This is a genomic window from Streptomyces niger (assembly GCF_000718305.1).
Lineage (GTDB): Bacteria > Actinomycetota > Actinomycetes > Streptomycetales > Streptomycetaceae > Streptomyces > Streptomyces niger.
On record NZ_JOFQ01000004.1, the window covers coordinates 198,852 to 218,681 of the forward strand.

Annotated in this window: 14 protein-coding genes; 5 read left to right on the top strand and 9 right to left on the bottom strand. The window is 72.4% G+C overall.

The genetic code is table 11. The features are described from left to right. Positions 1-149: 149 nt before the first annotated feature. Positions 150-1,259: an ADP-ribosylglycohydrolase family protein gene (locus IF20_RS09705; RefSeq protein ID WP_052864681.1), complete on the bottom strand. Its 1,110-nt coding sequence runs from the start codon at positions 1,257-1,259 to the stop codon at positions 150-152. A gap of 234 nt (positions 1,260-1,493) precedes the next feature. Between IF20_RS09705 and IF20_RS09710 the strand changes: the two genes are divergently transcribed. Then, entirely contained in the window at positions 1,494-1,751 is a 258-nt protein-coding gene (locus IF20_RS09710) for a hypothetical protein (RefSeq protein ID WP_052864682.1), read from the top strand. Positions 1,752-1,822: 71 nt separating this feature from the next. Here the strand turns inward: IF20_RS09710 and IF20_RS09715 are convergent, their stop codons facing one another. Both IF20_RS09715 and IF20_RS09720 read right to left on the bottom strand, forming a co-directional pair. Continuing rightward, entirely contained in the window at positions 1,823-4,477 is a 2,655-nt protein-coding gene (locus IF20_RS09715) for a bifunctional FO biosynthesis protein CofGH (protein WP_110944029.1), read from the bottom strand. Positions 4,478-4,614: 137 nt separating this feature from the next. Beyond that, a complete protein-coding gene (locus IF20_RS09720; RefSeq protein ID WP_052864684.1) occupies positions 4,615-5,439 on the bottom strand; it encodes an LLM class F420-dependent oxidoreductase in 825 nt (274 codons plus the stop codon). A gap of 96 nt (positions 5,440-5,535) precedes the next feature. Between IF20_RS09720 and IF20_RS39070 the strand changes: the two genes are divergently transcribed. Both IF20_RS39070 and IF20_RS09730 read left to right on the top strand, forming a co-directional pair. After that, positions 5,536-5,895 (top strand): hypothetical protein, encoded by a 360-nt coding sequence (locus tag IF20_RS39070; RefSeq protein WP_052864685.1) that lies wholly within the window; start codon positions 5,536-5,538, stop codon positions 5,893-5,895. A 109-nt stretch (positions 5,896-6,004) separates the two neighbouring features. Beyond that, positions 6,005-7,537 (top strand): CehA/McbA family metallohydrolase, encoded by a 1,533-nt coding sequence (locus IF20_RS09730; protein WP_199896547.1) that lies wholly within the window; start codon positions 6,005-6,007, stop codon positions 7,535-7,537. A gap of 37 nt (positions 7,538-7,574) precedes the next feature. Here the strand turns inward: IF20_RS09730 and IF20_RS09735 are convergent, their stop codons facing one another. From IF20_RS09735 to IF20_RS09760, 6 genes are all read right to left on the bottom strand, one after another. Further along, positions 7,575-9,143: an APC family permease gene (locus IF20_RS09735; RefSeq protein ID WP_052864687.1), complete on the bottom strand. Its 1,569-nt coding sequence runs from the start codon at positions 9,141-9,143 to the stop codon at positions 7,575-7,577. Positions 9,144-9,385: 242 nt separating this feature from the next. Then, the gene (locus IF20_RS09740) at positions 9,386-10,843 is read right to left on the bottom strand and encodes an aldehyde dehydrogenase family protein (protein ID WP_052864688.1); all 1,458 of its coding nucleotides are present in this window, start codon (positions 10,841-10,843) and stop codon (positions 9,386-9,388) included. Continuing rightward, complete coding sequence (locus IF20_RS09745; protein ID WP_052864689.1) at positions 10,840-12,579, bottom strand: N-acyl-D-amino-acid deacylase family protein; 1,740 nt, start codon at positions 12,577-12,579, stop codon at positions 10,840-10,842. The genes IF20_RS09740 and IF20_RS09745 overlap by 4 nt, the downstream gene beginning before the upstream one ends. A 32-nt stretch (positions 12,580-12,611) precedes the next feature. Beyond that, positions 12,612-13,736 (bottom strand): LLM class flavin-dependent oxidoreductase, encoded by a 1,125-nt coding sequence (locus IF20_RS09750; protein ID WP_052864690.1) that lies wholly within the window; start codon positions 13,734-13,736, stop codon positions 12,612-12,614. A gap of 130 nt (positions 13,737-13,866) precedes the next feature. Continuing rightward, positions 13,867-14,778 (bottom strand): LLM class F420-dependent oxidoreductase, encoded by a 912-nt coding sequence (locus tag IF20_RS09755; RefSeq protein WP_052864905.1) that lies wholly within the window; start codon positions 14,776-14,778, stop codon positions 13,867-13,869. A gap of 62 nt (positions 14,779-14,840) precedes the next feature. Beyond that, the gene (locus IF20_RS09760) at positions 14,841-16,103 is read right to left on the bottom strand and encodes an amidohydrolase family protein (RefSeq protein WP_234426600.1); all 1,263 of its coding nucleotides are present in this window, start codon (positions 16,101-16,103) and stop codon (positions 14,841-14,843) included. Between the two features lie 241 nt (positions 16,104-16,344). Here IF20_RS09760 and IF20_RS09765 point away from each other — a divergent pair, with 241 nt between their 5' ends. Both IF20_RS09765 and IF20_RS09770 read left to right on the top strand, forming a co-directional pair. Further along, positions 16,345-19,284: an AfsR/SARP family transcriptional regulator gene (locus tag IF20_RS09765; RefSeq protein ID WP_052864691.1), complete on the top strand. Its 2,940-nt coding sequence runs from the start codon at positions 16,345-16,347 to the stop codon at positions 19,282-19,284. Positions 19,285-19,506: 222 nt separating this feature from the next. Further along, positions 19,507-19,734, top strand: a complete 228-nt coding sequence (locus IF20_RS09770) for a hypothetical protein (protein WP_052864692.1) — start codon at positions 19,507-19,509, stop codon at positions 19,732-19,734. Positions 19,735-19,830: the final 96 nt, after the last annotated feature.

Below are 19,830 nucleotides of genomic sequence, written 5' to 3' on the forward strand. Positions count from 1 at the left end.
TCGACCAACTCCTGATCACAAGACCTTCAAGTCAAGGGCAGGAATTCGACGGGCATTTCGGCGCGCGGCAGACAATCCGCCGACCGGCGGGGGCGGTGGGCGGAGAGTGTCCTCCCGGGGGCGGAGGCGCCGGTGCGTGGGACCGGCTCTCAGGCGCGGGGGTAGCGGGTGAGCCAGCCCACCGCCGAGCCCGCCGGGCCGTGGAGCGCGGGGCCCTGGGTCATCTCCATGGCGAAGTCGTCGGCGAGCTGGAGGACGGTGGCGCGGCCCTCCAGTTCCACCAGCCAGACCGGCGGCAGCGCCGTCTCGCCGTGCAGCGTGCCGAGCAGGTTGCCGCAGAGCGCCCCGGTGATGTCGGAGGGGCCGCCGTGGTTGACGGCGAGGAGCAGCCCGTGCCGGATGTCCTCGGCGACCAGCGCGCAGTACACGGCGATGGCCAGGGCGCTGCCGGCGTGCCCGGCCTCGCCCAGCGACTCCACCCGGGCGGCGGTGGGCATGCCCTGCCGTACGGCGCCCAGCGCCCGTTTGAGGGCGTCGGTGGTGTCCTCGTGCCCTGGACGGGTCGCGAGGTGCGCCAGGGCCTTCTGGACGGCGCTGTCGAGGTCCTCGCCGCGGGCGAGGGAGTGGACGACCACGGCGAACGCGCCGGCCGCCAGGTAGCCGGTGGGATGGCCGTGGGTCTGCGCCCCGCACTCCACCGCGAGCTGGAAGACCAGCTGGGGCTCCCAGCCGACGAGCAGCCCGAAGGGGGCCGAGCGCATCACCGCGCCGCCGCCGTCCGCCTTCGGGTTGCGGGGCGCGTCCAGGGTGCCCATGACCTGGTCGCCGAGGCCGGTGAGGCAGTCGCGGGCCGGGTCGCGGCGGGCGTACAGCCACTCCTCGCGGGCCAGCCAGCCGTCGTCGGCGCGGCGCTCGTCCGGGCCCCAGTCGTGCTGCGTGACGGCCCAGCGGCGGTACGCGCGGTACAGGTCGGTGGGCGGGTGCCAGGCGCCGGTGTCGCGGCGCACCTGGGCCCGTATGAGTCCGTCGACGGTGAAGAGGGTGAGCTGGGTGGCGTCCGTGACGGCGCCGCGCTGTTCGAAGACGGTGACGTAGTCGGTCAGCCCTTCGGCACCGTGCTCCTGCCGGAGAGCGTCCAGTGAGGCGCCTGCCGCGCCGGCCCCGAGGGCGTCGCCGATCGCCCCGCCCAGGAGGCAGCCGCGTACCCGGCTGCGGAAGTCCTGCTGCTCGGCGCGGCCCCAGATGGCGTTCGCGCTCACTGTGTCCCTCCCGGCACTGCGCCCTCCCGGACCGTGCTGCCGCGCCCGGCGCCCTTTGACGCCCGTCTGACGCAGGGCACTGTAATAGACAAAGTTTCGGCCACTGATGGGCAGGAAGGGAATGCGAAGAGGTACCCATCGAGCGGCTTTTGATCGTTAACGGAACTTTCCGTTCAGCTGGGCAATATGAGCGCAGCAGTCATCCTCCGCCCCTGGTGTGGGCATGCTCCGTCCATGTCCGAGTACGAGTGGGACCGCACGACCATGGCCGTCGTCGCGTGCGCGCTGGCCGGGGACAGCGAGGGGGCGGTGGAGCTGCTGCGGCCGCTCCCCCAACGGGACACGTGCCACATCGCCGTACGGCTCGCGGCGATGGCGGCCGACGCCCTGATCACCGCGGCCGAGGACGCCGGCGGTGACCGGGCCGAGGCCCTGGCCCGCTGGCAGCAGTGCATCCTCCAGCACGAGACGGAGCACGGCGGCGAGGACTGAGGCGGAGGGCCGATCGGCCACGGGGGCTGAAGGGGCGGGGCCGCCCGGCAGCCGGGCGGCCCCCGACGCCGCTACTCCAGCACCGGCAGCAACTCCGGCAGGTGCCCGTCGGAGCGCCGGGCCGCCTCCTGGCGCTCCTCGGACACCGGCCCGTACGTGGTCGTACGGGCCCGGGCCGGGCGCCCCGCCTCCTCGGCGATGGCGACCAGGTCCCGCACCGAGCGGTAGGACCCGTAGCTGGACCCGGCCATCCGGGAGATCGTCTCCTCCATGAGGGTGCCGCCGAGGTCGTTGGCGCCCGAGCGCAGCATTTCGGCCGCGCCCTGGGTGCCGAGCTTGACCCAGCTGGTCTGGATGTTGGGGATGTACGGGTGCAGCAGCAGCCGCGCCATCGCGGTCACCGCACGGTTGTCGCGCGCGGTGGGCCCCGGGCGGGCGATGCCCGCCAGGTAGACCGGCGCGTTGGTGTGGATGAAGGGCAACGTCACGAACTCCGTGAAGCCCTCGACGCCCTTCTCCCGTGCCGACCGCTGGATGTCGGCCAGCAGGCGGAGGTGGCCGAGCCAGTGCCGGGGCTGGTCCACGTGGCCGTACATCATCGTCGAGGACGAGCGGATGCCCAGTTCGTGGGCGGTCTTGATGACCTCGATCCAGGTGGCCGTGGGCAGCTTGCCCTTGGTCAGCACCCAGCGCACCTCGTCGTCGAGGATCTCGGCGGCCGTACCGGGGATGGAGTCGAGCCCCGCCTCCTTGGCGGCGGTCAGCCACTCCCTGATGGACATCCCCGTACGGGTCGCGCCGTTGACGACCTCCATGGGCGAGTACGCGTGGACGTGCATCCCCGGGACGCGCTCCTTCACCGCGCGCGCGATGTCGAAGTACGCGGTGCCGGGCAGGTCCGGGTGGATGCCGCCCTGCATGCACACCTCGGTCGCGCCCACGTCCCAGGCCTGCTGGGCACGGTCGGCGACCTGCTCCAGGGAGAGCGTGTACGCGTCCGCGTCCGTACGGCGCTGCGCGAAGGCGCAGAACCGGCAGCCGGTGTAGCAGACGTTGGTGAAGTTGATGTTGCGCGTGACGATGTACGTGACGTCGTCGCCCACGGTGGCCCGGCGCAGGTCGTCGGCGATGCCGCACAGCGCATCGAGGGCCGGCCCGTCGGCGTGCAAGAGGGCCAGCGCCTCGTCATCGCTCAGCTTCGTGGGGTCGTCCGCGGCCTGCTTCAGGGCGGCGCGTACGTCCGTGTCGATGCGCTGCGGCACCATGCCGGGCGCCGCGGCCTCGCGCAGCGCCTCCCAGTCGCCGTACACCTCGTCGAAGTCGTTCCGGCGGTCGCCGGTGCGGCCCTCGGTGTCGATGGTGCGGTGCAGGTCCGTACGGCCCGAGCCGTGCAGGGAGAACTCCTCGTCCGGCTCCTGCCAGGGGTGCCCCTCGACCACGGCGTCCTCGCGCGCGAGCCCCGTCTCCGGGTCGGCCAGCGCCCGTACGTGCGGCAGCAGCCGCGGGTCCAGCCAGGGCTCGCCGCGCAGCACGAACTCCGGGTAGACGGCCAGACGCTCCTTCAGCATGAAGCCGCTCTCCGCCGAGCGCGCGGCCAGCTCCTCGATCTGGGGCCAGGGGCGCTCGGGGTTGACGTGGTCCGGGGTGAGCGGCGAGACGCCGCCCCAGTCGTCGATGCCGGCCCCGATGAGCCGCCCGTACTCCGCGTCCACCAGGTTGGGCGGCGCCTGAAGGCACGCCGACGGGCCCATGATGTGCCGCGCGACCGCCACGGTGGCGACCAGCTCGTCCAGCTCCGCGTCCGGCATGCCGCGCATGGCGGTGTCCGGCTTGGCGCGGAAGTTCTGGATGATCAGCTCCTGGACGCCGTGGTAAGCGCGGGAGACCCGGCGCAGGGCGAACAGCGAGTCCGCGCGCTCCTCGTACGTCTCCCCGATGCCGATCAGCAGGCCGCTGGTGAACGGCACGGAGCTGCGCCCGGCGTCCTCCAGGACGCGCAGCCGCACCGCGGGCTCCTTGTCGGGCGAGCCGTAGTGCGGGTTGCCCGGCTCGCTCCACAGCCGCTCGGAGGTGGTCTCCAGCATCATGCCCATCGAGGGCGCGACCGGCTTGAGCCGCTGGAAGTCCGTCCAGGACATGACGCCCGGGTTCAGGTGCGGCAGCAGCCCGGTCTCCTCCAGGATGCGGATCGCCATCGCCCGCACGTAGGCGAGCGTGTCGTCGTACCCCTCGGCCTCCAGCCACTCACGCGCCTCGGGCCAGCGGTCCTCGGGCTTGTCCCCGAGGGTGATCAGGGCTTCCTTGCAGCCCATCGCGGCGCCGCGGCGGGCGATGTCCAGGACCTCGTCCGGGGACATGAACATCCCGTGCCCCTCGCGGCGCAGCTTGCCGGGCACGGTGGCGAAGGTGCAGTAGTGGCACTTGTCGCGGCACAGGCGGGTCAGCGGGATGAAGACGCTCTTGGAGTACGTGATGACGCCGGGGCGGCCCGCGGCGTCGAGCCCCGCGTCCCGCACCCGGGAGGCGGAGGCGCACAGATCGTTCAGGTCGTCGCCGCGCGCCTGGAGGAGCACGGCCGCCTCTGTCACGTCCAGCGCCACGCCGTCCCGCGCGCGCTTCAGCGCCCGGCGCATGGCGTTCGCGGTCGGCGCGGGGCGCGGTTTTTCCTGCGTCGGCTGGTCGGCCGCCTGCGGAAGCTGCTCGGGTCCCTGCGGGCTGGAAGTCATCCTTCGAGGATACGAGCGGGCGGCAGGCGGCCGAGGGGCCGCGGCGGCCGTTTCGTGTGCCGATGATCACGCAAGGCGGAGGTTCCCTCCGGTCGCCGGCGGGGCAGGCGCCCGCCGCCCCTACGCCGCGCCACGCCTCACAGATACTCCGCGTACGCGTCCAGCGCCCGCAGCACCTCACCCTCGCCCGCCGGCGGCAGCTGGGCCACCACCTCGTCCAGGCCCAGCTCCTGAAAGTGCGCCAGCTTCCCGGCGGACGGCCGCACCGCGTACGGGACGACCACCGGCTCCCCCTCGCGTCCCGCCTCGGCCCACATCCGGCGCAGCTCCGGCACCGCTTCGGAAAGGCCGCCGCCGCCGATCGGCAGCCAGCCGTCCGCGTACTCCGCGATCTGCGCGAACAGCTTCGGCCCCGCACCGCCACCGACCAGGATGCGCGGCGCGCCCTTCACCGGCTTGGGGTACGCATGACTCGCCCGCACCGAACCGAAGGCGCCGTCGTACGCCGTCGGTTCGTCCGCCCACAGCGCCTTCATCAGTGCGATCCGGTCCCGGGCCAGCTCCCGCCGCGAGGACCACGCCACGCCGTGATCGGCGGCCTCCTCCACGTTCCAGCCGAACCCGACGCCCAGCGTGAACCGCCCGCCGGAGAGGAAGTCCAGCGTCGCCACCTGCTTCGCCAGGTCGATCGGGTCGTGCTGGGCGACCAGCGTGATGCCCGTACCCAGCGTCAGCCGCTCGGTGACGGCCGCCGCCTGCCCCAGCGCGACGAACGGGTCGAGCGTGCGGCCGTACTCGCGCGGCAGCGGCTCGCCCATCGGCGCCGGGGTGTCCCGGGAGGCCGGGATGTGCGTGTGCTCGGGCAGGTACAGGCCGGCGAACCCGCGCTGCTCCAGCTCGCGCGCCAGCCGCACCGGCCGGATCGTCTCGTCCGTCAGAAAGATCGTGGTGCTGATTCGCATCCGTAACACCTCCGTGCAAGGCGGGCACTCGCATGGCGCACGGTCACCGTATGCCCTACCGTGCGAGGCCGATCACATACGTACGGGGGATTTCATATGCCTGCCACACCTGCACGGAACACGGGCGCGCGGAAGACGGTCGCGCGGAACGCGCTGGCCACGATGGCGCTGATCGGCGCGGTCGTCGCGGCGCCCACGGCGGCGTACGCGGCCCCGACGCTCACGGGCGGCTCGCACGGCAGCAGTAGCAGCAGCGGCGGATCGAGCTCCGGTGGCGTGTCCAAGACCGGCTCCAAGGGCAGCAGCTCCGGCGGCTACCACTCCTCGGGCAGCTGGACCGGCTCGAACAGCTCCAGCCACGGCGGCTCGGTGCCCTGGTGGCTGATCGCCCTCGTCGTCGGCGGAGGCGGCCTCGTCTGGCATTTCGTCCGCGGTCGCCGCGCCAGCAGCGACTGACCGCCCGCCCGCGGCCACTCCCCCGCCCGGACCCGTTCCGCTCTCCGTCACGGCGGCGTACAACGGTGTCGCACGTTCCAGGGATGGCGTCCGAAGGCAGGGGGCACAGATGCAACGGCGTGACGTACTGAGAATGTCGGCCGCCGCGGGGGCCGCGGGAGTGCTTACGCTCGCCCCCGTGACCTTCGCAGGCGCCGAGCAGCGCACGGCCGGAGCGGCCCGCCCCGACGGATCCGGCGGACCGGCCGAGGAGACCCGTACCGTCTCCGGCCATCTCCCCACCGGTGCCCCCGACTACGTCTACGTTCCGGTGGAAGTCCCGCGCGGCGTCCGCGAGATCGCGGTCTCGTACCGGTACGACAAGCCGACCGTCCCCGCGGGCACCAACGGCAACGCCTGCGACATCGGCATCTTCGACCAGCGCGGCACGGAGCTGGGCGGCGCCGGCTTCCGCGGCTGGTCCGGCGGGGCGCGCACGGAGTTCTTCCTCCGCGCCGACGCCGCGACGCCCGGCTATCTCCCCGGGCCGGTCCACCCCGGCACCTGGCACATCGCCCTCGGCCCCTACACCGTCGCGCCCCAGGGCATGGACTACGAGATCACCGTCACCCTGCGGTACGGCCCGGCGGGCACGACGCCGAAGCCGGTCCACCCGCCCGAGCGCGCCAAGGGCCGCGGCCGGGCGTGGTACCGCGGCGACAACCACCTCCACAGCATCCACTCCGACGGCAGACGCACCCCCGCGGAGATCGCCGCCCTGGCCAGGGCGGCGGGCCTGGACTTCATCACCACCACCGAGCACAACACCACCTCCTCCCACGGCGCGTGGGAGGGCCTGTGGGGCGACGATCTGCTCATCCTCACCGGCGAGGAGATCACCACGCGCAACGGCCACGTGGTCGCCATGGGCACCGACCCCGGCGTCTTCGTGGACTGGCGGTACCGCGCCCGGGACAACGCCTTCGGGAGGTTCGCGCGGGCCGTCCGCCGGGCCGGCGGCCTGGTCGTCCCCGCGCACCCGCACGCCACCTGCATCGGCTGCAACTGGAAGTTCGGGCTGAACGAGGCCGACGCGGTGGAGGTGTGGAACGGCCCGTACACCGCGGACGACGAGGTCACGCTCGCGGAGTGGGACAACACGCTGGTCGCCCACGCCCAGGGCCGCGGCGCATGGCTCCCCGCTGTCGGACACAGCGACGCGCACCGCGACCCGGACGTGGTGGGCCTGCCGCAGACGGTGGTGCTCGCCGACGACCTCTCCCGGCAGGCCGTCCAGGACGGCATACGGGCGGGCCGCGTCTGGATCGCCGAGTCAGCGAAGATCGGCCTGTCCTTCTCCGTCACCGGGGAGCGCGGGGAGCACGCCGGCATCGGCGAGCGGCTGCGGGTGGCCGGTGCGTCCGTGGTGACCGCCCGGCTGGCCGTCGACGGCGCCCCCGGCTGCACGGTCTCGTACGTCACCGACCAGGGCCTGCGGTACTCCGAACCGCTGCCGGAGTCCGGCTCCGGCACGGTCCGCTGGCGGACCACGGCCGACAACGTTGCCTACATCCGCGCCGAGATCCGCCACCCGGCGACGACGCCGGGCCTGCCGGGCCCGATGGCGGCGCTGACCAACCCCGTGTTCGTGGGACGCGGGTGAGGGGCGGGGGCGGCAGGAAGAGCTGCCGCCCCCGCCCTCAGTCCTCGACCACCAGCGCCGGCGTGCTGCGGGTCAGCACCTCGCCGCGGAAGAAGGCCGGGCTGCGGCGCTGCATGACGAGCATGAGGACCAGGCCGAGGACGAGCAGGCCGACGCCGATGACGAAGACCGAGCCGATGCCGAAGACGGAGCTGCCGGTGCCGTAGGCCGGGTCCCAGATGTCGACGAGCGTCTTCACGAAGACGCCGGTCAGCAACAGCCCGCCGAGGGTCGGGAAGACGCCCTTGAAGAGCAGGTCGCGGACGGAGTTCCGCAGGTCGGCACGGAAGTACCAGGCGCAGGCGAAGGCCGTGATCGCGTAGTAGAAGCAGATCATGAGGCCGAGCGCGTAGATCGTGTCGACCAGGACGTTCTCACTGAGGAAGGTCATCACGGCGTAGAAGACGCCGGTGGCGATGCCGGCCGCGATGGTGGCGCGGCCCGGGGACCGGAACCGCGGGTGGATGCGGGCGAAGGACGCCGGCAGCGCCTCGTACGTGGACATCGCCAGGACCGTGCGGGCGACCGGGATGAAGGTGGTCTGCAGCGAGGCGGCGGCCGAGGCGAGTACGGCGATGAAGAGCAGCACGCCGAGGGCCGGGCCCATGACCGGTCCGGCGAGGGTCGCGAAGACGTTGTCCGAGGTGTCGGGGTTGCCCAGGCCCAGGCCCTTGGTGCCGACGCCGGAGAACATCTGCGCGGCCACCGCGGTGGTCAGGTAGGAGCCGATGAGGACGACCATGGCGAGCATGGCGGCGCGGCCGGGCGTCTTCTCGCTGCCGGAGGTCTCCTCGTTCACGGTGAGGCAGGTGTCCCAGCCCCAGAACATGAAGATCGAGAGGGAGAGTCCGGCGGTGAAGGAGGCGAACGACTTGACCTCGAAGGGGTTCAGCCAGGACCAGTGGAAGTCGATGGAGCCGGCGAAGTCGCCGGCCCCGGCCTTGCCGATGGCCATCGCGACGAACACGACCAGGACGGCGAGTTGCAGGCCGACCAGCGCGTACTGGATGCCCTTGGTGGTGGTCACGCCGCGGTAGCTGATCGCGGTGGCGATGGCGACGAAGGCGAGACAGGTCAGGACGTGGACGGGCTTGTTGCCGTCCAGCGCTGCGACGGAGTCACTGCTCGTGAGCTGGCCGAGGAGGAGGTAGAAGAAGGAGGTGGCGACGCCGGCGAGGTTCGACAGCACGATGATCGTCGCGATCACGAGGCCCCAGCCGCACATCCAGCCGACCCGGGGCCCGAAGGCCTGCACCGTCCAGGTGAAGGAGGTGCCGCAGTCGGGGACGGCCTTGTTGAGCTCGCGGTACGCGAACGCGACCAGCAGCATCGGCAGGAAGCCCGCGAGGAAGACCGCGGGCATCTGGAGGCCGACCTCGCCCACGGTGGGGCCGAGGGTGGAGGTCAGGCAGTAGACGGGCCCGACGGTGGACACACCGATGACGGCGCTGCCCAGCAGGCCGACGGAGTTGCCGCTGAGGCCTTTGCTGCGGGTTTCGCCCGACGCGTCGCCATTGACGCTCGTTACCGTGTCTCCGGCCGGTGGCCGAGGGTCTACCTGAACCATGAACAGGACGTTAAGCGCTGCTGTATTCGCAACCGGACGATCGAACTCCGCCCCTTGAACCTTGCTTGTGAAGGCACATCCCGCGAATTACCCGATCGATAAAAGGCTCGACGCGCTATTCACCAAGTAACAGCAAGGTCCAATAGTTGAGAACCGGATTACGGGAACCGCAGCCATGTCCGTTTTGTTGCGGTTCAAAATTTTCCCGCCGCTGTCCGTTATTCGGACTCCGGGTCGCGTCCTCACCCCGGCCAGACGAGCGACTGGAGTTCGCTGTACGCACGGAGCGCGTAGGAGCCGACGTCGCGCCCCACGCCGCTCTGCTTGAAGCCGCCGAACGGGGCCTCCATGTTGCGGCCGACCGTGTTGATGCCGACCCCGCCCGCGCGCAGCCGGCGGGCGACCCGGAAGGCCCGCGCGACATCGCCGGACCAGACGTAGTCGATCAGGCCGTAGTCGCTGTCGTCGGCGAGCGCGACGGCCTCTTCCTCGTCGTCGAAGGGCAGGACCGCGACGACCGGGCCGAAGATCTCCTCTCGGACGATCCGCATTCCGGGGGCGCAGTCGGCGAAGAGGGTGGGGGCCACGTACCAGCCGCGGTCCCCGGCCGGGCGTGCGCCGCCCGCGACCAGCCGGGCCCCCTCCTTGCGGCCCAGTTCGACGTACGCCTCGACACGGTCGCGGTGGGCGGCGGAGATGACCGGGCCGACGACCGTGTCCCGCTCCTTCGGGTCACCCACCTTCAGCGCCCCGGCGTACCGCGCGAGCCCCTCGACCAGCCGGTCGTACACGCCCCGCTGGGCGAGCACCCGGGTGGGCGCGGTGCAGATCTGGCCGCTGTAGAAGGAGAAGGTGGTCCCGATACCGGCCACGGCGGCCGGCAGGTCGGCGTCGTCGAAGACCAGTGCGGCGCCCTTGCCGCCCAACTCCATCAGCTGGCGTTTCATGCCACGGCCGCACTCCTCGGCGATGGCGCGGCCGACCTGCGTGCTGCCGGTGAAGCTGACCATGTCCACGTCCGGCGCGTCGACCGCGGCCGCGCCCACGTCGGGGCGGGAGCCGGTGACCACGTTGACCACGCCGGGTGGCGCCCCCGCCTCGGCCAGCGCCTCGGCCAGCCGGAGCACGGACAGCGGGTCCTGGGGCGCGGGCTTGACGAGCACGGTGTTGCCCATGGCGAGGGCCGGGGCGATCTTGCCTGCCGGGTTGGCCCAGGGGTTGTTGTAGGAGGTGATGCAGGTGACGACGCCGACCGGGCGGCGTACGGCAAGGGCACCGAGGACGGCCGCCTTCCCCATCGGCCCGGCCGCGTTGACCTGCGGCGGCAGGGGCTCCTCGACCGGTTCCAGGGCGCCGCGGGCGTACCGCTCAAACCGGGCGGCGCCCACCGCGACCTGCATGCCCCGCGCGGTGGCGGTGGTCGCGCCGGATTCCGCGCGGGCCAGCTCCGCGCACGGTCCGGCCCGGTCCCGGATGAGCTGCGCCGTACGGGCCAGGATGCGGGCGCGTTCCTCGGGGGCGGTGCGCGACCAGCCGTCGAACGCCTCGCGGGCGGCGGCGGCCGCCGCGTGCACCTGCTCCCGGCTCGCCTCGGGGGCGAGGCCGACGACCTCTTCGGTCGCCGGGTCGGTCACTTCGTAGTGGCCGTGGTCCGGGTCGACCCAGCGGCCCCCGATGAACAGCCGCTCCCCCTCCCTCACCGGGTGCTCACCGTCTCCGTGTCCCGCCCGGAGCGCAGTACCTTCCCGGGTACGGCGCCGGTCAGCTCGTCGTCGCGCAGGGTCTGTACGCCGTTGACGCGGACGCTCACCACGCCCAGCGCGCGCGAGTCGAGCCGGGGGCTGTCGCCGGGCAGGTCGTGGACGAGGGTGGCGGGTCCGGCGTCGATCCGTTCGGGGTCGAAGAGGACGAGGTCCGCGTGGTACCCCTCGGCGATGCGGCCGCGGTCGCGCAGCCCGAAGAGGCGTGCGGGGGCGTCGGTGAGCATCCGCACGGCGCGTTCCAGGCCGACCAGCCGGCGTCCGCGCAGGCAGTCGCCGAGGAAGCGGGTGGTGTACGGGGCGCCGCACATCCGGTCCAGGTGGGCACCCGCGTCGGAGCCGCCGAGGAGGACGTCCTCGTGTTCCCAGGTCTGCCGGCGCAGTTCCCAGCTGTCGGGGTCGTTGTCGGTGGGCATGGGCCACAGGACGGTGCGGAGGTCGTCGGCCGCGCAGATCTCGACCAGGCAGTGGAAGGGGTCGAGGCCGCGTTCGGCGGCGATGTCGCGGACGACGCGGCCGCTGAGGCCTTCGTTGGCGGCCGAGTAGGTGTCGCCGATGACGTACCGGTCGAAGCGGGCCAGCCGCCGGAAGACGCCGGCTTCCTTGCTGTCGGCGCGGCGGAGCATCTCCTCGCGTACGGCCGGGTCGCGCAGCCTGGCGATCCGCTCCGCCACCGGCAGTCCCAGGATGTCGCCCCAGCCGGGGATGAGGTTGAGGGCGCAGAAGGTGCCGAGGGACATGTTCATGGGCGTGAGGATCGGCATGGTGAGGGCGACGATCCGGCCGCCTTCCTTGCGGGCCCGTTCACCGGCCAGGAGCTGGCGGGGCACCCGTTCCGGGACCGCGGCGTCGATGGTGAGGACGTTCCAGTTCAGCGGCCGTCCGGCGGCTGCCGACATGGCGACGAAGAGGTCGATCTCGGCGTCGGAGAACTGGTCGAGGCAGCCGGCGACGATGGCTTCGATCTGGGTGCCCTCGTGGTCGGCGACGGCTCGGGAGAGGGCGAGCAGTTCGTCCGGGCCGGCGTGCCGGGAGGCGACGGGCGCGCCGTCGCCGTCGGAGTGCGAGGAGGACTGGGTGGTGGACAGGCCCCAGGCGCCCGCGTCCATCGACTCGTGAAACAGGTCCAGCATGTCCTGGAGCTGTCCGGGGGTGGGCCGGCCGCCGATGGCGTCGGCGCCCATGACGTGCCGGCGCAGTGCGCAGTGGCCGACCATGAAGCCGGCGTTGACGGCGGTCCGCCCTTCGAGGGCGTCGAGGTAGTCGCCGAAGGTGTGCCAGTTCCAGGGGGCGCCCTGTTCGAGGGCGACGAGGGACATGCCTTCGACCTTGCTCATCATGCGCCGGGTGTAGTCGGCGTCCTCGGCGCGGCGGGGGTTCAGCGGGGCGAGGGTGAAGCCGCAGTTGCCGCCGACGACCGTGGTGACGCCGTGGTGCATGGAGGGTGTGGCGTAGGGGTCCCAGAAGAGCTGTGCGTCGTAGTGGGTGTGCGGGTCGACGAAGCCGGGGGCGAGGACGAGGCCTTGGGCGTCCTCGCTGGTGCGGGCGGGTTCGGCGACCGTACCGGGGTCGGCGACCACGGCGATCCGGCCGTCGCGGATGCCGAGGTCGGCCGGGTACGCGGGGGCGCCCGTGCCGTCGACGACGGTGGCGCCCTTGATCAGGTGGTCGAGCATGGTGCCGGTCCTCCTCTCGGGCAGTGGGCGGGTCAGCCGGCCGCCCGGCGGAACCGCGTGGTGCGGTGCACGGGGTCGGTGTCGATCTTGGGGATGACGTGTTCGCCGAGCAGCTTGATGGTGGTGAGGGTGTCCTCGCGGGAGACGCCGACGGGCAGGCCGAAGGAGAGCTGGTCGGCGCCGGCCTGTTCCCAGCGCTTGCACTGCCGCAGGACCTCGTCCGGGTCGCCGCAGATCATCAGTTCCTCGGCGATCAGCAGCTCGATGATCTCCTCGGTGTAGTCGGGGAGCAGTTCGGGCCACTCCGGGATGCCGTCGGGCCGCGGGAACGTGTCGTGGTAGCGGAAGAGCAGCGACTGGAGGTAGTTCAGCCCGCCGTTGACGGCGATCTCGACAGCTTTCCGGTGAGTCTCGGCGCAGATCGCGGTGGAGGTGACCATGACGTTGTCGTTGACGAAGGCGCCGACCGGTTCGGCCTCCCGGATCGCCGACTTGTAGGACTCCAGGACCCATTCCATGTCGGAGACCTTCTGCACGCTGAAGCCGAGGACGCCGAGGCCCTTCCTGGCGGCCATGGCGTACGAGGAGGGGGAGCCGGCGGCGTACCACATGGGCGGGTGGCCCTTGCCGTACGGCTTGGGGAGGACCTTGCGCGGCGGCAGTTCCCAGTGCTTGCCCTTGAAGCCGACGTACTCGTCCTGGAGCCACATCTTGGGGAACTCCGCGATGGTCTCCTCCCAGAGCTCCTTGGTGTGGTTCATGTCGGTGACGCCCGGCATGAAGCCGAGGATCTCGTGGCTGCCGGCGCCGCGCCCGGAGCCGAACTCGAAACGGCCGCCGGAGAGGTGGTCGAGCATCGCGACCTTCTCGGCGACCTTGACGGGGTGGTTGACGGGGGCGAGCGGGTTGAAGATGCCGGAGCCGAGGTGGATGCGTTCGGTGGCGTGCGCGAGATAGCCGAGGAAGACGTCGTTGGCGGAGAGGTGGGAGTACTCCTCCAGGAAGTGGTGTTCGGAGGCCCAGGCGTACTTGAAGCCGGACCGGTCCGCCTGGATGACGTACTCGGTCTCCTCGATCAGCGCCTTGTGCTCCGCCTCCGGGTCGGCCGCCGCGCGTGCCGCCGGAACGTATCCCTGTACAAAGAGCCCGAATTCCAAGGGGTCCGCCCTCCTCGATTTTCTGACGCTCCGTCAGATTCAATGCGTCGACTGTTCCACCGGCGACCGGCCCGGTCAATACCTGATGGCCCGTGCCCCGCGCCCGCGCTCTCGGTACGCCGCGGCCGGGTCAGCGGGTGAGCAGCGGGGCCACGTCCGCGCCGAAGGCCGCCATCTGATCGGTCAGCTCGGCGCGGCTGCGGCTGCGGAAGCGGATCTGGAGCTGGTGCACGCCGATGGCCGCGTACTCCCGCAGCGAGGCCGCGATGCGCTCCGGGGAGCCGGTGACCGCCCCCTTGCCGGTGTCCCAGCCGGGCTCTCCCACGTACAGCGGCTCGGCGATCGCGCCGATCACCAGCGGCGCGCGCACGCCCGCCTTCTCACGAAGCGCCCGCAGCCCGGCGATCTGGCCGGGCAGCCGGTCCCTGCGGTCGCCCTGCGGGAGCCAGCCGTCGCCGCGCTCGGCGGCCCGGCGCACGGCGGCGGGCGAGGAGCCGCCGACCCAGAGCGGCGGGCGGGGCGTCTGCACCGGCCGCGGCGCCTGCCCCAAACCCTCGAAGGAGAACCGTTCCCCCGCGAACGTCGGGAACTCCTCCGGCCCGAGGGCCGTTTTCAAGGCGTCCACCGTCTCGTCCAGTACGGCCCCCCGCCCCTCGAAGTCCACCCCCAGCGCCTCGAACTCCTCCCGTACGTGCCCGGCCCCGACACCGAGGATCAGCCGCCCGCCGGACAGCGCGTCCAGCGTGGCGTAACTCTTCGCCGTGAGCAGCGGGTGCCGCAGCCCGACCACGGCGACATGGCTCAGCAGCCGTACGTGCTGCGTCACGGCCGCGAGGTGCGCGAGCGTCGCCACGGGGTCGTACCAGACCGTGCTCATCGCTCCGGCCAGCCGGCGCGGGATCGCCACATGCTCGCAGCAGGCCACATACGCGAAGCCGTGCCGGTCGGCGGCCCTGGCGATCTCCACCAGGTCGGCGGGGCCCGCGGCCGCCTCCCAGGCCTCGGTGTAAAGCGTGCTCTGCGACTGCACGGGCAGCTGCATGCCGTACACGAGCCGGCCCTCGGGCGGCCGCCACACCTGCCCAGGTGGTGGTGCCGGGGCGGTCACCGGGTCCCCGCCCCCGGCCCCGGCCAGCGGCCGTCCGCCGTCAGGCCCAGCAGGTCGATGGCGTTGCCGCGCACGATCCGCTCGACGACGTCCGGGGCGAGGTGCCCCATCTGGCTCTCGCCGACCTCCCTCGACCTCGGCCAGGTGGAGTCGGAGTGCGGGTAGTCCGTCTCGTACAGGACGTTGCCGACCCCGATGGCGTCGAGGTTCTGCAGGCCGAAGGCGTCGTCGAAGAAGCAGCCGTAGATGTGCTCGGCGAAGAGTTCGGAGGGCGGCCGGCGGACCTTGTCGGCGACGCCGCCCCAGCCGCGGTTCTCCTCCCAGACCACGTCGGCGCGCTCCAGGATGTAGGGGATCCAGCCGATCTGCCCCTCCGCGTACATGATCCGCAGGTTCGGGAAGCGCTCGAACGTGCCGCTCATGAGCCAGTCGGTCATCGAGAAGCAGCAGTTGGCGAAGGTGATCGTGGAGCCCACGGCGGGCGGCGCGTCGGCCGAGGTGGAGGGCATCTTCGAGGACGAGCCGATATGCATGGCGACGACCGTGCCGGTCTCGTCGCAGGCCCGTAGGAAGGGGTCCCAGTAGTCGGTGTGGATGCTGGGCAGGCCCAGGTGCGGCGGGATCTCGCTGAAGCAGACGGCGCGCACGCCGCGGGCCGCGTTGCGCCGCACCTCCTGTGCGGCGAGTTCGGCGTCCCAGAGGGGGATGAGGGCGAGCGGTATGAGGCGGCCCTGCGCCTCGGGGCCGCACCACTCCTCCACCATCCAGTCGTTGTACGCGCGCACCCCGAGCAGCCCCAGCTCCCGGTCCTTGGCCTCGGTGAACGTCTGGCCGCAGAAGCGCGGGAAGGTGGGGAAGCACAGCGCCGACTGGACGTGGTTGACGTCCATGTCCGCCAGCCGCTCCGGCACGCTGTACGAGCCGGGGCGCATCTGTTCGTAGGTGATCCCCTCCAGCCTGATCTCGCCCCGGGAGCAGCCGACCGCGGTGTCCAGCCGGGTCAGCGGGCGGTGCAGGTCCTCGTAGATCCACCAGTCGACGAGCGGGCCGCCCTCACCCGGTGCGCCCATCTTCGGGGCGAACTTCCCGCCCACGAAGGTCATCTCCTTCAGGGGCGCGCGCACCACGCGCGGCCCGGTGTCGTGGTACTTGGCGGGCAGCCGGTCCCGCCAGACGTGCGGCGGCTCCACCGTGTGGTCGTCCACCGAGATGATCCTGGGGAAGGTCTCCGGGGTCTCCGTGTGCATCTCCGTGTGCATCGCCATGCGCCTCACGGTAGCGCCGATCTGACGAACCGTCAGCTACGCGGGAGCGGACGGTTTCCTCCGGCGGCGACGGGCTCCCCGCGCGGACCCGGGCCGGACCGCGGCGGCCGACCGCCTTCCGACCCGGTGGATCACAAGAGGAGGGATTGTGCACAGACCAGACCCCTACTGACGCAGGGGCCGCCGACAAGGCAGACTGGCCGGTGCGAACGAGATGCACAGGCAGGGGGAGACCATGGACGAAAGTCCGGGGCAGGGGCAGCAGCTCCGCTTCACCGTGCTCGGTCCCGTACGGGCCTGGCGGGGCTCCACGCCGCTCGCGGCCGGCACCCCGCAGCAGCGTGCCCTGCTCGCCGCCCTGCTGCTGCGCGGCGGACGCACCGCGACCGCGGCCGAACTGGTCGACGCCATCTGGGGCGACGAGCCCCCGCACGCGGCCCTCGCGGCGCTGCGGACCTACGCCTCCCGGCTGCGCAAGGCCCTGGGCGACGACGCCGCCGCGCTGGTCAGCGAATCCGGCGGCTACGCCCTGCAGTCGAACCCGCCGGGCGCACTCGACCTCGACCTGGACCGCGCCGAGGCGCACGCGGCGGAGGCCGAGAAGGCCCGCGCGAGCGGGGACCGCTTCCGCGCCCGTGACCTGCTGGACTCCGCGCTCGCCCTGTGGGACGGCGAACCGCTGGCGAGCGTGCCGGGCCCGTACGCGGAATATCAGCGCAGCCGCCTGGAGGAGTGGCGGCTCTCCCTCACCGAGGCCCGCCTCGACCTCGACCTGGAGCTGGGCAGCCACGCCGAGGCGGTGTCCGAGCTGACCGCGCTCACGGCCGCCCACCCGCTGCGCGAACGGCTCCGCGAACTCCTCATGCTCGCGCTGTACCGCTCTGGACGGCAGGCCGAGGCGCTGGCCGTCTATGCCGATACCCGCCGTCTGCTCGACACCGAACTGGGCGTCGACCCGTGCGCCTCGCTCGCCGAACTGCACCAGCGCATCCTGCGGGCCGACGCCGGCCTGGAGGCGCCCAGCCCGCCTCCGGAGGAGCAGACCGGCGCGGACACCACCGTCCTGCGCCCCCAACAGCTCCCGGCCACCGTCGCGGACTTCACCGGGCGCGCCTCCTTCGTCGCGGAGCTGAGCGAGCAGCTCGCCACCGCCGGCGGCAGCGTCATGGCGGTCTCCGCGCTCACCGGCATCGGCGGCGTCGGCAAGACCACCCTGGCCGTCCACGTCGCGCACGCGGCCCGCGAGCACTTCCCCGACGGCCAGCTCTACGTCGACCTGCAGGGCGCCGGCCACACCCCCGCCGAGCCGGAGGCCGTCCTCGGCGCCTTCCTCCGCGCGCTCGGCACGCCGGACTCCTCCATCCCCGACGGCACCGAGGAGCGGGCGGCGCTGTACCGCTCCACGCTCGCCGGGCGCCGCGTGCTGGCGCTGCTGGACAATGCGCGGGACGCCGCCCAGGTGCGGCCGCTGCTGCCCGGTACGGAGGGCTGCGCCGCGCTGATCACCAGCCGCGCCCGCATGATCGACCTGGCCGGCGCGCACCTCATCGACCTCGACGTGATGAGCCCCGAGGAAGCCCTGACGCTTTTCACCCGCATCGTGGGCGAGGAGCGGGTGGGCGCCGAGCGCAAGGCCGCCATGGACGTCGTCGGCGCCTGCGGCTTCCTGCCGCTGGCCATCCGTATCGCCGCCTCCCGGCTCGCCTCCCGCCGCACGTGGACCGTGTCCGTACTGGCCCGCAAGCTCGCCGACGAGCGCCGTCGCCTGGACGAGCTGCGCGCCGGCGACCTGGCCGTGAAGGCCACCTTCGAGCTGGGGTACGGGCAGCTGGAGCCGGTACAGGCCCGCGCGTTCCGGCTGCTGGGGCTGGCCGACGGCCCCGACATCTCGCTCGCCGCCGCGGCGGCCCTGCTGGACATGGACGTCGACGCCGCCGAGGAGCTGATCGAGTCCCTGGTCGACGCCTCGCTCCTCGAATCGGCGGCCCCCGGCCGCTACCGCTTCCACGACCTGGTCCGCCTCTACGCGCGTGCGTGCGCCGAGCGCGACGAACACCCGCCGTCCGAGCGGGCCGCGGCCCTCTCCCGCCTGCTGGACTTCTACCTGGCCTCGGCGGCCCGGATGTACGCCCTGGAGCGCCCCGGCGACCGGCTCGTGGACCACATGGAGAGCACCCGCTATCCGGGGCTGGCTTTCGAGGACCGCGCGGTGGCCCTGGAGTGGCTGTTCAGCGAGGCGGGCTGCCTGCTGGCCTGCGCGCAGCAGTCCGTCGACGCCGACACGGTGCGCCGCGCCGCCGACCTGCTGCTGCTCACCAAGGATCTGGCCGAGTCCGGCGCCGACGCGCGCCAGCACGACCAGGCCAACATGACCGTGCTCGCCGCCGCCCGGGCCCTGGGCGACCAGCACGCCGAGGCCCGTATCCACACCTCGCTCGCCTACATCCGCACCCTGGCCGGGCGGCTGGACGACGCCGACGAGCACGCCAAGGCGGCGATGCTCCTCGGGCTCGCGACGGACGACCCGATCTCCTCGTCCTACGCGCCCAACGACCGCGGCATCATCGCGGGCGCCCTGGGCCGGCACGACGACGCCGAGGCCTACCTCAGCCAGGCGCTGGTGGCCTTCCGCGACGACCGCAACCAGCAGTCCGAGGCCAGCGCGCTGTGCAACCTCTCCCGGGTCCACCTGGACACCGGCCGGGTCGACAGCGCCATCGAGCTGGCCGAGGAGGGCGTGGCGATCTATCACAGAATCGGCGCCACCCGCCGGCTGGCCAACGGCATGTACGCGCTGGCGCTCGCCTTCACCGCCGCCGGGCGGCTGGACGACGCGGCGCAGCAGCTCAACGCCGCGCTGACGATCTTCCAGGACAGCCGGCAGCCTTTCTGGGAGGGCATGACGTACTTCCGGCTGGCCGAGGTCGACCTCGCGGCCCAGCGGCCGGCCCGCGCCGCCAACTACGCCGAGCAGGCCCTGACCGCGCTGCGCGGCGTCGGCGGCGAGCTCTGGCGCGCCAACGCGCTGACCACGCTGGGGCGGGCGCTGAGCCAGGTCGGGCACACCGGCCGGGCCCGGGTGTGCTGGCAGGAGGCGTTGAGCGTGTACGAGCGGCTCGGCGCCGCGGAGAGCGCGCAGGTGCAGCAGCTGCTCTCCCCCGCCGCCGTCGCCTGACCGGGCATCACCGCAGGTCGGCGACGTAATCGTCGTCGTTTATCGATCGTTCATCGCCGCGCGTCACTCTTCTACGTACCGATCCGCCGCCTCGGGGGGCAAGCGGCTCGGTAACGAGGCCCCACCGTATGGTGTCCGGCCCTTGGTTCACCCGTCCGGCGACCCACGGGGGAGTCGCCGGGCCGGTGGGCCGCAAGCGCCCATACACAGGAGTTGATCACTGTGAGCACCGAGAAGAAGGTTCCCAGTACAGGCAACAAGGACGTCATCAAGCCGCTCGACAGCCACCGCCCCATCATCGGCGAGGACGTCGTGACGATGGACAGCCACCGACCCGTCATCGGTGACGAGGTCCTGGCGGCGGACGCACCGCGACCGGTCGCTGCGGACGGCACCATCGCGCCGCAGGAGAGTCACCGGCCGATCGCCGAGCCCAAGCTGGAGCACTGATCTCGCGTACGGCCCGCTGAACCACCACCCGGGGGATCGCAGGGGCCGGCTCCGACGGCAAGGAGGGGATGCCGTCGCAGCCGGTCCCTGCGGCGC

Excerpts from the sequence above, each read along its gene's own strand:
- IF20_RS09710 (WP_052864682.1), top strand. The coding sequence starts at position 1,494 with ATGTCCGAGTACGAGTGGGACCGCACGACCATGGCCGTCGTCGCGTGC.
- IF20_RS09715 (WP_110944029.1), bottom strand. The coding sequence starts at position 4,477 with ATGACTTCCAGCCCGCAGGGACCCGAGCAGCTTCCGCAGGCGGCCGAC.
- IF20_RS09720 (WP_052864684.1), bottom strand. The coding sequence starts at position 5,439 with ATGCGAATCAGCACCACGATCTTTCTGACGGACGAGACGATCCGGCCG.
- IF20_RS39070 (WP_052864685.1), top strand. The coding sequence starts at position 5,536 with ATGCCTGCCACACCTGCACGGAACACGGGCGCGCGGAAGACGGTCGCG.
- IF20_RS09730 (WP_199896547.1), top strand. The coding sequence starts at position 6,005 with ATGCAACGGCGTGACGTACTGAGAATGTCGGCCGCCGCGGGGGCCGCG.
- IF20_RS09735 (WP_052864687.1), bottom strand. The coding sequence starts at position 9,143 with ATGGTTCAGGTAGACCCTCGGCCACCGGCCGGAGACACGGTAACGAGC.
- IF20_RS09745 (WP_052864689.1), bottom strand. The coding sequence starts at position 12,579 with ATGCTCGACCACCTGATCAAGGGCGCCACCGTCGTCGACGGCACGGGC.
- IF20_RS09755 (WP_052864905.1), bottom strand. The coding sequence starts at position 14,778 with ATGCAGCTGCCCGTGCAGTCGCAGAGCACGCTTTACACCGAGGCCTGG.
- IF20_RS09760 (WP_234426600.1), bottom strand. The coding sequence starts at position 16,103 with ATGCACACGGAGATGCACACGGAGACCCCGGAGACCTTCCCCAGGATC.
- IF20_RS09765 (WP_052864691.1), top strand. The coding sequence starts at position 16,345 with ATGGACGAAAGTCCGGGGCAGGGGCAGCAGCTCCGCTTCACCGTGCTC.